Source organism: Bartonella sp. EBT8 (genome assembly GCF_055796165.1).
The window spans coordinates 59,189-72,764 of the sequence record NZ_JBTTDJ010000003.1 but is presented as its reverse complement, the minus strand read 5'-3'; the positions used below and the strand labels follow the sequence as shown (position 1 = coordinate 72,764).

Sequence of the window (13,576 nt, the reverse complement as noted above, 5' to 3'; positions counted from 1 at the left end):
TGTATCATGATGCTGTTTTTATCTTCGCTTAGTGACTGGTTTCCAGGAGTTAATGTTTTTCGTTATATTACTTTTCGCACGATAGCTGCTACGCTTACATCGGGGCTTATTGTCTTTTTATTTGGCCCTAGCATTATTGCCTCTCTTAAATTACGGCAGGGAAAAGGGCAACCAATTCGTGCTGATGGTCCTCAGACACATTTTAAAAAGGCGGGGACACCTACTATGGGTGGATTAATGATTTTAACGGGCATTGTGGTATCAGCGCTTTTGTGGTGTAATTTATTGAATATTTATTTTTGGGTATCGCTCTTTGTTATGCTTTCCTTTGGAGCAATTGGGTTTTATGATGATTATCTTAAGGTAACAAAACAAACACACAAAGGATTTTCCGGTAAAGCTCGATTAAGTTTGGAGTTTCTTGTTGCAGCAATCGCTACCTTTATTATCTTGCAAGTTGGCTCCCCTGGATTAGCTTTGCCCTTTATGAAAGAGTATTTTATCAATTTGAGTTGGTTTTTCATTCCTTTTTCTGCTTTTGTCATTGTAGCAACAGGGAATGCGGTTAATTTGACGGATGGTCTTGATGGACTTGCTATCGTTCCTGTAATGGTTGCTGCCTTGTCTTTTGCTCTGATTTCTTACCTTTCTGGTAATATAAATTTTGCTGATTATTTACAAATTCACTATGTATCGGGAACAGGTGAACTGGCTGTTTTATTGGGTGCCGTTGTTGGTGCAGGCCTCGGATTTTTATGGTTTAATGCACCACCTGCGGCTATTTTTATGGGGGATACAGGTTCGTTAGCTCTTGGAGGACTTTTAGGTATTGTCGCTGTAGCAACAAAGCATGAAATTGTTTTGGCTCTTATTGGTGGGCTTTTTGTTTTGGAAGGGTTTTCAGTTGTTATTCAGGTTGGCTACTTCAAATTAACAAAAAAGCGTGTATTTCTTATGGCACCAATACATCATCATTTTGAGAAAAAAGGGTGGACTGAAAGTCAAATCGTGATACGCTTCTGGATTATTTCGATTGTCCTCGCTTTGATTGGCCTTTCAACACTTAAATTGCGGTAAAACTTTGATTTCTGTTACGTGTTATAAAGATCAGAAAGTTGCTCTGTTTGGATTGGGGCAATCGGGATTAGCTGCTGCGCAATCATTGATCAATGGCGGTGCAGAAGTTGTTGCGTGGGATGATAATCCTTCAAGTCGAGAAGCTGCTGTTCGGCAAAATATTCCAACGAGAGATCTTCGTTATGAGGATTGGACAGAGTTTGTCGCATTGATTTTAGCTCCTGGAGTGCCTTTGACGTATCCTAAGCCGCATTGGATTGTGGAGAAAGCACGTCAAAAACAGATAGAAATTATCGGTGATATTGAATTATTTGTGCGTGCGCGCAATTATTTTTTACAGCAGAATGGTCTTTGCGATCAGGATGTTCCGTTCATTGCTATTACCGGCACGAATGGGAAATCAACAACGACAGCTTTGCTTTCTCATCTGTTAGAACAAATGGGCTATGATGTTCAGATGGGGGGAAATATTGGAACTGCAATATTAACTCTGAAACCCTTTGTTAAAAAACGTATTTATGTAATTGAATGTTCATCATTTCAAATTGATCTTACACTCTCTCTTCGGCCAACTATTGGACTGTTATTGAATTTGACGCCTGATCATATTGATCGACATGGCAATTTTGCTCATTATGTGCAAGCCAAAAGACGTTTGGTTGCTGAGGCTTCTCATGCTTTTATTTCCGTTGATGATGCAGTTTGTCAGGATTTATATCAACAATTGCTTCATGAAGGTCATCAAGTTAAAGCGGTTTCCAAGGAACATTTTGTTGAAAATGGCTTTTATGCTGATGGGACTCAGCTTTTTTGTGTTCGTCATGGGCGGCATCATATGCTGGCAAATCTCGCTCATATGACCGCATTGCGCGGTCGTCATAATGCGCAAAATGCTCTTATGGCGTTAGCAACATTGCAGGCTTTAAAAATCAAAGATCCACATATAGAAAAGCATTTAGCTAATTATAAAGGATTGCCACATCGTATGCAACAGGTGCGCAAGATGGGAGCTGTGTTGTTTATCAATGATAGTAAGGCTACCAATGCAGACGCATCGGCTCCTGCATTGGCTGCTTTTAATGATATTTTTTGGATTGTTGGAGGGCAGGCGAAAGAAGGTGGAATTGAGGCTTTGAGAGTTTTTTTTCATAAAATCCGCAAAGCTTATTTGATTGGAACAGCAGCGGAAGAATTTGCTAGTGTTATTGGATCTGCCTTTCCTTTTTCGATGAGTTTAACTTTGGAAAATGCAATGCATGAAGCTGTTGCTGATGCAATGTGCTGTAAGGCGAAAGAGGCGGTGGTTCTCTTTTCACCTGCCTGTGCAAGTTATGATCAATTCAAAAATTATGAAATGCGTGGAGAAGCCTTTGTTTCTTTTGTTAGGCAGTTAAAAGAAACATGAACTTTTAAAAAATCCTTTTACGTTAAGACTCCAGAATCTTTTTTTGAGTAATTTGTTTTTTTAAAGTGTTTGCTAAAAAGGTAGGAACCATATCACTTTGAAGATAATTATGAAAAAGAGAAGGTGGGCATGATGGTTACACGTGTAGATAGAGACCCAATTGCTAATTGGTGGTGGACGATTGATCGCTCTATCTTTGCCGCTTGTTTGATTTTAATGGGGATTGGCATTATGCTTTCTTTTGCTGCAAGCCCCACGATTGCAAAAAAAATCGGAATTGCTGATAATTTTTATTTTGTTCGCTGGCATATCATTTTTAGTATTCCAGCATTTTTTACGATGATTACCATCTCTTTTTTTTCGCTTCGTAATATTCGCCGTTTATGTGCTCTTTTGTTTATTGCAACGCTTGTTCTTATGGTTGCAACTTTGTTCGTTGGTCCAGAATTAAAGGGAGCCCGTCGGTGGATTCCTCTCTTTGGTTTTTCTGTACAGGCTTCAGAATTTATGAAACCAGCTTTTGTGGTGATGTCTGCTTGGCTTTTTTCAGAACAGATGCGGCGTAAAGGTATTCTTGGCTACATGTTAGCTCTTGTACTTTATGCTTTTTGTTGTGTGCTTCTTGTTCTACAGCCTGATATTGGTCAAACACTGTTATTAAGCGCAACATGGGGTGGTTTGTTTTTTGTTGCGGGCGTGCCTCTTACCATTATTTTCTTATTTATCGTTTTAGGCATGGTAGGAATTGTGTTCGCCTATTTTTTTCTTCACCATGTACGTGAACGTATCAATAGTTTTTTAACAGGGGAAGGCGATACCTTTCAAGTGGATGTAGGACGTGAAGCTATTTTGAATGGTGGTTGGTTTGGGCAAGGTCCGGGAGAAGGAACAGTGAAACGTATCATTCCTGATAGCCATACAGATTTTGTGTTTTCCGTTGCTGCTGAAGAATATGGTATTATCCTGTGTCTTTTCATTATGATGCTTTTTGGCTTTATCGTTATACGCTCACTGTATATAGCGTTAAATACCCGAGATTCATTTATACGTCTTGGTATTACTGGCATAGCGATGATGATTGGCTTTCAATCAGCGATTAATATGGCGGTTAATCTTCATTTAATCCCTCCAAAAGGTATGACATTACCATTTATTTCTTATGGTGGTTCATCAATGCTGGCGATTGCCCTTTCAATGGGCATTTTGCTGAGTTTAACACGCCGTTGGCCAGAAGCACGCCTTTCAGCTTTTTCCTCTCCTTCTGTTTTGGATATTCCTTATGACCGATAAAAAAGTTATTGTTTTGGTAGCTGGTGGTACAGGCGGGCATCTTTTCCCTGCTGAAGCGCTTGCCGTTGAATTAAGGCGACGTGGATATGATGTACATTTGGTAACAGATGAAAGAGCTCGATGTTTTGTACGATGGTTTGATGAAGAGCATACTCATATAGTTTCATCAGCAACATTTACACGACGCCATCCTTTTGCGCTTGTAAAAACATTTTTGACTTTATTAAAAGGAATGGGGCAGTCGTTAGCGCTGTTTTATAAGTTACGTCCCGTGCTTGTTGGTGGATTTGGCGGATATCCTACTGTTCCACCTCTTTTGATTGCTGCCTTAAGTCGGCGCGCAACATTTGTTCATGAGCAGAATGCTATTATGGGGCGTGCTAATCGAGCGTTGGCAACTTTTGTCCGTGCAATAGCAGGTGGTTTGTTGTTGCCCAATAACACCTATGCCCATAAAATACTTCTTACGGGAAATCCTGTGCGTGAGGCTGTTCTTAAAGCAGCAAATGTTCCTTATCATCCTTCAACGGGTGACAAACCATTTCATTTGTTGATTTTTGGTGGTAGCCAAGGAGCTTCTTCTTTTTCACGAATTGTTCCGGAAGCAATTGCTTTGCTGGATGATGAGAACCGTAAGCGCTTACGAATTGTTCAGCAAGTTCGGGGTAGAGCTGAAGAGTTGATAGAAATCTATCGTAAGATGGGTGTGCAAGCAGAAGTTGCTTGTTTCTTTGATGATATTGCTGAACGTATGGCGCGATCTCATTTTATTTTATCACGTGCTGGTGCGTCATCTGTTTGTGAAATAGCTGTGATTGGTCGGCCCGCTTTGCTTATCCCATATCCTCATGCTTTAGATCACGATCAGGCAGAAAATGCAGCATTGCTTGCTGCTGTGGGAGGTGCTCAAATTATAGCAGAAAAAGATTTAAGCGCACAAAGACTTGCTGCTCTTTTAATAGAGGCTTTTTGTTCGCCGCATTTATTGGAAAAACAGGCGCTTGCTGCAAAAAAAGTTGGACAACCTTATGCAACCAGTCGCCTTGCTGATATGGCTGAAGCCTTGATTGGAGGGCAACCATTGTCAGATATAAGAGAGGAGTTTTTTAATGAAAATGCCGCTTAATATAGGCGTTATCCATTTTATCGGAATTGGTGGTATTGGTATGAGTGGAATTGCTGAGGTTTTTCATAATTTTGGCTATAAGGTTCAAGGTTCAGATCAAATTGAAAGTGCAAATGTTGAACGTTTGCGGAGAAAAGGAATTAATATCCATATAGGTCATCACGCTGAAAATTTAGGGAATGCAGAGGTTGTTGTTTTTTCTACGGCCGTAAAAAAAACAAATCCTGAATATATTGCTGCAAAAGAAAGACATTTGCCGCTTGTAAGACGTGCGGAAATGCTAGCGGAGCTTATGCGGTTTCGTCGGGCAATTGCTGTTGGTGGTACGCATGGTAAAACAACCACCACATCAATGGTAGCAGCACTGCTTGTCGCTGGTCATTTGGATCCGGTGGTGATTAATGGCGGTATTATCAATGCTTATGGTACGAATACGCGTATGGGAGAAGGGGATTGGATGATCGTTGAGGCCGATGAAAGTGATGGTACATTTTTGAAGTTGCCTGCCGATATTGCCGTTGTTACCAATATTGATGCTGAGCATTTAGACCATTACGGAAGTTTTGGTGCTGTACGTGAAGCTTTTCGGCAATTTGTAGAAAATGTTCCTTTTTATGGTTTTGCTATTTTGTGCCTTGATCATCCAGAGGTTCAGTTGTTGGCTGGCCGTATTGATGATCGGTGGGTGATCACTTATGGGACTAATCCACAAGCAGATGTTCGTTTTTTTAATGTTTCGATGGATGGTCAAAAAACGCAGTTTGATGTTCTTATTCGTTCGCGTAAAACAGGGAAAAGGACTGAGTTAAAAAATTTAATTTTGCCAATGTCTGGGCAGCACAATGTTTCTAATGCAACGGCAGCGATTGCTATTGCTCATGAACTTGGCATTTCAAATGAATCGATAAAAAAGGGCTTAGCAGAATTTGGTGGAGTAAAACGACGTTTTACGCAAACAGGAAGTTGGCGCGGAATTGAAATATTTGATGATTATGGACATCATCCTGTCGAAATAAAGGCTGTTTTATGTGCAGCACGTGAAAGCGCAAAAGGGCGTGTGATTGCGATTGTGCAACCACACCGTTATTCACGTTTGTATCACTTGTTTGATGATTTTGCTGCTTGTTTTAATAATGCAGATACAGTGCTGATTACACCTGTTTACGCAGCCGGTGAGGAACCTATTGATGGTTTTGGTGCTAGAGAGTTGGTCGAACATATTCAAATGGCTGGTCATCGTGATGTGCGTTTGATTCATTCTCTGGAAGATGTCATTTCGATTGTCTCTACAGTTGCTCAATCGGGGGATTATGTTGTTTTTCTTGGTGCTGGCAATATCACACAGTGGGCTTGTGCTTTGCCGCATCAGTTGGCGGTATTGGATCATAATGATAAATTTTCAACGCATTGATGGTGAGGCGCTGTTGGCGCAATTGCAACCGATGTTAAGCAGAATAAAAGGCAAACTTGCGCCTAATATCGAGATGCGGAAGGTGACGTGGTTTCGCACTGGTGGGTTAGCAGAACTTCTTTATCAACCTGCGGATGAAGCAGATTTAGCCCTTTTTCTACAAAATCTACCTCAATCTATTCCTGTCACAATTGTGGGGATCGGTTCTAATCTTTTGGTCCGTGATGGGGGAATTCCTGGTGTTGTTATTCGTCTTTCAGCTAAAGGTTTTGGGCAAGTGCGACAAGTTTCTCCAAACCGCTTTTTTGTTGGTGCTGCTACGGCAGATAAACATTTAGCAGCGGCAGCTTTAGAAGCTGAGATTGCAGGTTTTCATTTTTATCATGGTATCCCTGGTGGTCTTGGAGGAGCCCTTAAAATGAATGCTGGGGCTAATGGTATTGAGACAGCTGCACGTGTTGTAGAGGTTTATGCATTTGATCGTAAAGGACAGCGCCATATCTTGAGCTTAAAGGATATGCAGTATTCCTATCGTCATTGTAATGTTTCTGAAGATCTTATTTTTACGGCGGCTTTGTTGGAAGGCCAACAGGGAAATAAAGATGATATTCGTGCAGCTATGGATGAGGTTGCACGTCATCGGGAAGCAGTACAGCCTATTCGTGAAAAAACAGGTGGATCAACTTTCCGAAATCCTGAAGGTACATCTGCGTGGCGTGTTATTGATGAAGCTGGATGCCGTGGTTTGCGGGTTGGGGGTGCTCAAATGAGCGAAATGCACTGTAATTTTATGATTAATACAGGGCAAGCAACAGGTTATGATCTTGAAGCTTTGGGTGAAACAGTCCGTGCACGTGTTTTTGCGCATTCAGCCCATCTTTTACAGTGGGAAATATGGCGTATTGGTCAATTTGAACAAGGTCGTAATGTTCTCTCTTTTGAACAGTCTCACTGATTTACTGAGTGCATAAAAAAGTGCAATAAAAAATTGAGTCATTTCAAAGAGATAATAAAAAAATTCCATTAAGAATCAATAAATTAACAGAGAAGCTCTTGCGTCTTGTGCCTGATTCTGATTCATTACGAAAAATGCTAGATGATTGATTCGCAAGGATAAATCTTAGTATTTTCTGTATATGGTGTTAGTTATTTCTATGTAGTCTATATATGGTAGACAAAGGAGGGTGAGTTTTTATGAAAGATGAACATATAGCTGTATTAATGGGGGGGGTCTCCTCTGAGCGGTCTGTAAGTTTGTCTTCAGGTACTGCTTGTGCTGATATTCTTGAAGCACAGGGGTATCGTGTAAGTCGTGTGGATGTTGACGGTCATGTTGCTTCTGTTCTTGAACAGTTGCGGCCTGATATCGCTTTCAATGCATTGCATGGTTCTTTTGGAGAAGATGGTTGTATTCAGGGTATTCTTGAATATTTGAAAATTCCTTATACGCATTCTGGAGTCATGGCGTCGGCATTGGCGATGGATAAGGGGCGTGCAAAAATTATTGTGGCAAGTGTTGGAGTTTCCGTTGCGCCTTCTTTGGTGATGAGTCGTTTTTCTGTTGGGCGAGTGCATCCTATGGAGCCTCCTTATGTGATTAAGCCTGTGTGCGAGGGGTCGAGTTTTGGTGTTGTGATTGTTAAAGAAAGTGAATCTGTACCACCCCATAATATTGTAGGATCTGAGTGGGCTTATGCAGATGAAGTAATTGTTGAAAAATATATTCCTGGTCGTGAACTGACTTGTGCTGTTTTGGGAAATGAGGTGCTGGATGTCTGTGAAATTCTTCCCGATCAGCATTTCCAATTTTATGATTATGATTCAAAATATAAAACTGGTGGCTCTCTTCATATTTGTCCTGCACCACTTTCATCAAATATTTACCAAAAGGTGCAAAGAATGTCTTTAGCTGCGCATCAGGCGATAGGTTGTCGAGGTGTTAGCCGTTCTGATTTTCGTTTTGATGAGGAAGCAGGAGAATTGGTTTGGCTTGAAATTAATACCCAGCCCGGTATGACACCAACCTCTCTTTTTCCTGATATTGCAAAAGCAAGTGGTCGTAGTTATGGCGATATTGTTCAGTGGATGGTGGAGGACGCGTCGTGTATGCGTTGAATGTTAATAAAGCAAATGGTTCGATGGAGGTGCTGTTCGTGTCAGTTTTGCCACGTCTTTATCGTCGCGTTCTTCGAATTGTGTTTGAGTTTATAGCCGATATTCATGTTCCTCGCCATTTTGGTTCTTTTGCGGTTTTGTTATTTTTCTTTTTTACAGTGCTTTATGGGCTTTCATCGAGTGGTCGTATGGGGGTGATTGTGAAAACTGTAATATCGGATGTTGGTTTTTTGGTCACTGATGTCGATATAAATGGTAATAAACGCTTGGTAAAACAGGAGATTTTGAAAATTTTAGGACTTGATTCTGCTGAGTCTATATTCACTTTTGATGTTGAGAAGGCCCGTTCTGTTTTGGAGCAGCAAGCTTGGGTTCAATCGGCTAATGTTCAGAAAATTTATCCCAATAGAGTGCGTATTTCAATCGTAGAGCGTAAGCCTTATGCAATTTGGCAGCATGATGGCATGATGGATATTGTTGATGATACAGGTCGTATTATTTTGCCTCTTAAAGGTGAAGTTGTTCGGAATTTGCCTCTTTTGGTTGGCCAAGGCGCGCAAAATGCTGCCAAAATGTTTCTTCAAGAACTTTCTGTGTATCCACAGTTGTATAGTCGTGTTCGTGCTTTTGTGCGTGTCGGTGATCGGCGCTGGGATCTTGTTTTGAATAATGGGGTACGCGTTATGTTGCCTGAAAATGATGCGCTTGAAAGGCTTTCTTCTTTGATTAAGACTGGCACAGCGGAGGATCTTTTTTCTCGTGATATTCTGAGTGTTGATTTACGCCTTTCTGATCGTATTACAGTTTCCTTGTCCGATGAGGCATTAGACCGTCGTGGTGCTGCTGTAGCAGAAGAAGAACGCATGTTGAAGGCGCGAAAGGCAGGAAGCCTATGATGTTGCTCAGATCACAGCATATGGGGGGGCGTAAAACACGTTTTTTAACGGTTCTTGATGTCGGATCAAGTAAAATTGTCTGTCTTATTGCTTGTTTGCGTCCTTTGAAACATACGCATTATTTACATGGTCGTACACATTCGATGGAAATTCTAGGCTTTGGAGTACAGCGCTCACAGGGTATCAAATCCGGTGTTGTGATGGATATGTTTGCAGCAGAGCAATCAATACGGTTGGCTGTTGATGCGGCAGAAAAAATGGCTGGTTTGGTCGTGGATTCGGTGATTGTAAACTTTTCCTCAAGTCGATTACAAAGTGCTCTTATTAATGGCATGGTAAATTTGAATGGTCGTGAAATCACTCAGCGTGATGTGCGTGTGGCATTTTCAGATGTTTCTCGTAAAGCTTTTGATGCTGAGCGTCATGTTATGCATACCGTTCCAGTCTCCTATGTATTGGATGGAGATAAAGGGATTTCTGATCCTATTGGAATGGCGGGAGAATTGTTTGGTGTCGATGTTCATGTGGTAACAGCGGAAACAGCTTCTTTGCGTAATTTAGAAACTTGTATTAATCGTGCACATTTGAGTGTTGAAACAATGGTTGCAACTCCTTTTGCAAGTGGTCTTGCTGTTTTGATGAATGACGAAGCGCATCTAGGGGCCGCGTGTATTGATTTTGGTGGTGGAACAACGACATTTTCAGTGTTTTTTGAGGGAAAATTTGTCCATGCAGAGGCGCTTGCGATTGGTGGGCATCATGTAACTCTTGATGTTGCACGTGGTTTCTCTATGTCACTTACAGAGGCAGAACGTTTAAAAGTTGTCTATGGTTCAGCGCTTCTGACAAGTGCTGATGAGCGACATATGATTAATGTGGCAGAGATTGGGAATGGACAGCGTGAGACGCAATATCCTCGTGCTGTTCTTGGTCGTATCATTCGTGCACGTGTTGAAGAAATTCTAGAGATGGTACGTGATTGTTTAAATCGTTCTGGTTTTGGTCACATTATTGGTAAGCGTGTTATTTTGACCGGGGGTGCAAGCCAGTTAACAGGATTGCCAGAAATGGCACGGAGTATTTTGGGAAGAAATGTTCGTATAGGACGGCCTTTAGGTATTTCGAGGCTTCCTTCTCTTGCAAAAGGGGCGGCATTTTCATCTGCTGTTGGATTGTTAATTTATCCGCAATTGGTGGGGTTTGAAGAAAAAACAATGCAGGGTGCAGTGAAACATTTATCGATGGGCACGCGTGGGTATTTTCAGCGTGTTGGTCAGTGGTTGCGTGAGAGTTTTTAAATAAGTTTATTGAGGTAAGTTAAATTTTATCGCTTGGGTTTGCGATGTTTTATGAGAAGGAAAAGAAAATGACGATTAATCTGCATCGGCCAGATATCGCGGAATTAAAACCACGCATTACCGTTTTTGGTGTTGGCGGTGGCGGTGGGAATGCCGTGAATAATATGATTAATGCTGGTCTTCAGGGAGTTGATTTTGTTGTTGCAAATACAGATGCACAGGCTTTGGCTATGTCAAAGGCTGAACGTGTTATCCAGCTTGGTGCAGCAGTTACGGAAGGTCTAGGTGCTGGAGCTTTGCCAGAAGTTGGTCAAGCAGCGGCAGAGGAATGTATTGATGAAATTATCGATCATCTAGCAGATTCTCATATGGTTTTTATTACAGCTGGTATGGGGGGAGGTACCGGAACTGGCGCGGCACCTGTGGTGGCTCGTGCTGCGCGTGAAAAAGGTATTTTGACTGTTGGTGTTGTAACAAAGCCTTTTCAGTTTGAGGGTGCGCGTCGTATGAAAACGGCAGAGGCCGGCATTGATGAATTGCAAAAGTCTGTTGATACGCTTATTGTTATTCCCAATCAGAATCTTTTCCGGATCGCGGATGAAAAAACAACATTTGCTGATGCATTTGCCATGGCTGATCAAGTACTTTATTCTGGTGTTGCTTCTATTACCGACCTCATGATTAAAGAAGGGCTCATTAACCTTGATTTTGCTGATGTTCGTTCTGTTATGCATGAAATGGGCCGGGCGATGATGGGAACGGGTGAAGCGTCTGGTGAAGGTCGCGCTTTGAATGCTGCTGAAGCTGCTATTGCGAATCCACTGTTGGATGATACTTCTATGCGTGGTGCTCGTGGCTTACTTATTTCCATTACGGGTGGTCGTGATATGACACTCTTTGAAGTCGATGAAGCTGCTAATCGTATTCGCGAAGAAGTGGATGCCGATGCCAATGTTATTTTTGGTGCCATTGATGATGAGTCCCTAGAGGGTGTTATTCGTGTATCTGTGGTTGCAACAGGTATTGATCGTGAGGTTAGTGATATAGTTCAGCCATCTCATCCTCAACTTCAAAGACCTGCTGCTTCAATTCGTAAGAGTGATCCTGCGGCATCGTCACAGACTTCTTTTCATGTTCAGTCACCTCCTTTACGTTCTGAGTCAATGGTAGAAGTGATAGAAGCACTTGAAATAGAGAAAGGGAAACCAGCTGGAGAACAGTTTCGTCCTAAGAGCCAGATTTTTGCACAGCCTGCCGATACTGTTGCTGCACGAAGTGTGAGCACTGCTCCTTATGGTTCAAGTGTTGTGCATAGTCAGATATCAAATGCGCCACGTATGCAAGCAAGCCGTGCTTCTCAACAGTCGATGGTTGCACCGGTCAGTATGGAGGCGACGGCGCATGTTCTTGATGAAATGACAGAGGTTGTGAAGCAGAAAGACAAGCAAGTACAACATATGCAAGCACGATCACCGATGCGTATGCCTGAGTTAAAAGATTTTCCTCCTGTTGTTCATGCTCAACGTGAGAGGGTTCCAGCAGCTGGCCAGGGTCCTCGCAATCTTTGGCAACGTTTGAAACAGAGCTTGACACATCGTGAGGAAGTTGAACCAGAAGCTCGGTTAGAGCCTGCTGTGAGATCCTCTCAGCAGAAAGAAGCGCAGGTTTATAATAAAAGTTCTCAGGATGCTTCTGTGTATGTTCCACGTCGTTCTGGCGAATTACATCCTCATGTCCCGCAAGATCAGCGTAACTTTATAACCGAAGAAGATCAATTAGAAATACCAGCATTTTTGCGTCGTCAGGCCAATTGATTGGCAAAAAGTGAGGAAAAGAGGCTATTTTAATCCTTTTTTCATGATGGTTAAAAGTTTTAAGTAGCAGAATATACTGTGTTTTTGAGAAAAGTGTTTTATTTTTTATAAACCCGTTTATGATGAGCGGGTTTATTGTTTGCTATGAATATCATTTTTATAGTTTTATAAATATTTTCAAAGGTTATAAAATTATTCAATAAAGTAACATGATGAAGCTGGTGCAAAAATATCAGTCTACTCTTAAAAAATCCGTAGCATTGAAGGGCTATGGTGTTCACAGTGGATGTTTATCTGTGGTGAAAATTCATCCAGCTGATGTTGGATGTGGTATTATTTTTAAGCGTTGTGGATTAGAAGGAACGAATCAAATCCTTTATGCGCATGCATCGCAAACGGGATCGACTGAATTATCAACAGTGCTTGGTCATGGTGAATTCAGAATTGAAACAATTGAACATTTGATGGCTGCAATTACCGCTTATAATTTGGATAACCTTATTATTGAGGTATCGAGTCATGAGATACCTATTTTGGATGGGGCTGCATGGCAATATTGTCAAGCTTTTGAAGAGGTTGGTATTGTACAGCAAAATGCGTTGCGTCCTTATTTTATCATAAAAAAACCGCTGCGTGTTGAAGTTGCGAGTGGAGTTGCTGAGTTTTTGCCGTTTGATGGGCGTCGTTTTGATGTAACGATTTCTTTTTCTTCTTCTGCTATTGGTAAGCAACATTTTAGCTTTGATCTTACCCCAGCAGGATTTCGCGATAATTTATCACGTGCGCGCACTTTTGGTTTTGTTAAAGATGTAGAAAAATTATGGACTTCTGGAAAGGGAATAGGTGCCTCTTTTGAAAATTCTCTTATTATCGGACTTAACGACGAAATTATGAATCCAGGCGGTCCTTATTGGGAGGATGAGTGTGTGCGACACAAAATGCTTGACGCGATTGGTGATACCGCTTTGCTTGGAGCACCTTTTATTGGATTGTTTCGTTCCTATTGTAGTGGGCATAGAATTAATTCGCAATTGGTAAAAGCTATTTTGGCAGACGAATCTTGTTACGAAATAAGTTACTTATAGGGAGTGTAGAGCAAAAATTGAAAAGATTTTCTTATAGCTTGTTTGATTTTTAGGGGGAT

11 protein-coding genes are annotated in these 13,576 nt (G+C 41.5%); all 11 read left to right on the top strand.

The genetic code is table 11. The features are described from left to right. Positions 1–6: 6 nt before the first annotated feature. The 11 genes from mraY (at position 7) to lpxC (ending at position 13,517) form a co-directional block, all read left to right on the top strand. Positions 7–1,077, top strand: a complete 1,071-nt coding sequence (mraY, locus tag AC0QT4_RS03205) for a phospho-N-acetylmuramoyl-pentapeptide-transferase (RefSeq protein WP_473200287.1) — start codon at positions 7–9, stop codon at positions 1,075–1,077. 4 nt (positions 1,078–1,081) lie between these two features. After that, positions 1,082–2,482 carry a UDP-N-acetylmuramoyl-L-alanine--D-glutamate ligase gene (gene murD, locus AC0QT4_RS03200; protein ID WP_473200286.1) on the top strand — a complete coding sequence of 467 codons (1,401 nt, stop codon included), beginning with the start codon at positions 1,082–1,084 and terminating at the stop codon, positions 2,480–2,482. 132 nt (positions 2,483–2,614) lie between these two features. After that, positions 2,615–3,772, top strand: coding sequence for an FtsW/RodA/SpoVE family cell cycle protein (locus AC0QT4_RS03195; RefSeq protein ID WP_473200397.1), 1,158 nt, complete (start codon positions 2,615–2,617; stop codon positions 3,770–3,772). Continuing rightward, entirely contained in the window at positions 3,762–4,898 is a 1,137-nt protein-coding gene (locus AC0QT4_RS03190) for a UDP-N-acetylglucosamine--N-acetylmuramyl-(pentapeptide) pyrophosphoryl-undecaprenol N-acetylglucosamine transferase (protein ID WP_473200285.1), read from the top strand. The genes AC0QT4_RS03195 and AC0QT4_RS03190 overlap by 11 nt, the downstream gene beginning before the upstream one ends. Continuing rightward, positions 4,882–6,309: a UDP-N-acetylmuramate--L-alanine ligase gene (murC, locus tag AC0QT4_RS03185; RefSeq protein WP_473200284.1), complete on the top strand. Its 1,428-nt coding sequence runs from the start codon at positions 4,882–4,884 to the stop codon at positions 6,307–6,309. Before AC0QT4_RS03190 ends, murC begins: the two co-directional genes overlap by 17 nt. Next, a complete protein-coding gene (gene murB / locus AC0QT4_RS03180; protein WP_473200283.1) occupies positions 6,287–7,264 on the top strand; it encodes a UDP-N-acetylmuramate dehydrogenase in 978 nt (325 codons plus the stop codon). The genes murC and murB overlap by 23 nt, the downstream gene beginning before the upstream one ends. A gap of 239 nt (positions 7,265–7,503) precedes the next feature. After that, positions 7,504–8,424, top strand: a complete 921-nt coding sequence (locus AC0QT4_RS03175; RefSeq protein WP_473200282.1) for a D-alanine--D-alanine ligase — start codon at positions 7,504–7,506, stop codon at positions 8,422–8,424. After that, positions 8,412–9,320, top strand: coding sequence for a cell division protein FtsQ/DivIB (locus tag AC0QT4_RS03170; protein ID WP_473200281.1), 909 nt, complete (start codon positions 8,412–8,414; stop codon positions 9,318–9,320). Before AC0QT4_RS03175 ends, AC0QT4_RS03170 begins: the two co-directional genes overlap by 13 nt. Beyond that, complete coding sequence (ftsA, locus tag AC0QT4_RS03165; protein WP_473200280.1) at positions 9,317–10,618, top strand: cell division protein FtsA; 1,302 nt, start codon at positions 9,317–9,319, stop codon at positions 10,616–10,618. Before AC0QT4_RS03170 ends, ftsA begins: the two co-directional genes overlap by 4 nt. Positions 10,619–10,686: 68 nt before the next feature. Then, a complete protein-coding gene (gene ftsZ / locus AC0QT4_RS03160; RefSeq protein WP_473200279.1) occupies positions 10,687–12,432 on the top strand; it encodes a cell division protein FtsZ in 1,746 nt (581 codons plus the stop codon). 209 nt (positions 12,433–12,641) lie between these two features. Continuing rightward, the gene (gene lpxC / locus AC0QT4_RS03155) at positions 12,642–13,517 is read left to right on the top strand and encodes a UDP-3-O-acyl-N-acetylglucosamine deacetylase (protein WP_473200278.1); all 876 of its coding nucleotides are present in this window, start codon (positions 12,642–12,644) and stop codon (positions 13,515–13,517) included. Positions 13,518–13,576: the final 59 nt, after the last annotated feature.

Excerpts from the sequence above, each read along its gene's own strand:
- murB (WP_473200283.1), top strand. The coding sequence starts at position 6,287 with ATGATAAATTTTCAACGCATTGATGGTGAGGCGCTGTTGGCGCAATTG.
- ftsA (WP_473200280.1), top strand. The coding sequence starts at position 9,317 with ATGATGTTGCTCAGATCACAGCATATGGGGGGGCGTAAAACACGTTTT.
- AC0QT4_RS03175 (WP_473200282.1), top strand. The coding sequence starts at position 7,504 with ATGAAAGATGAACATATAGCTGTATTAATGGGGGGGGTCTCCTCTGAG.
- lpxC (WP_473200278.1), top strand. The coding sequence starts at position 12,642 with ATGATGAAGCTGGTGCAAAAATATCAGTCTACTCTTAAAAAATCCGTA.
- AC0QT4_RS03190 (WP_473200285.1), top strand. The coding sequence starts at position 3,762 with ATGACCGATAAAAAAGTTATTGTTTTGGTAGCTGGTGGTACAGGCGGG.
- mraY (WP_473200287.1), top strand. The coding sequence starts at position 7 with ATGATGCTGTTTTTATCTTCGCTTAGTGACTGGTTTCCAGGAGTTAAT.
- murC (WP_473200284.1), top strand. The coding sequence starts at position 4,882 with ATGAAAATGCCGCTTAATATAGGCGTTATCCATTTTATCGGAATTGGT.
- ftsZ (WP_473200279.1), top strand. The coding sequence starts at position 10,687 with ATGACGATTAATCTGCATCGGCCAGATATCGCGGAATTAAAACCACGC.
- AC0QT4_RS03195 (WP_473200397.1), top strand. The coding sequence starts at position 2,615 with ATGGTTACACGTGTAGATAGAGACCCAATTGCTAATTGGTGGTGGACG.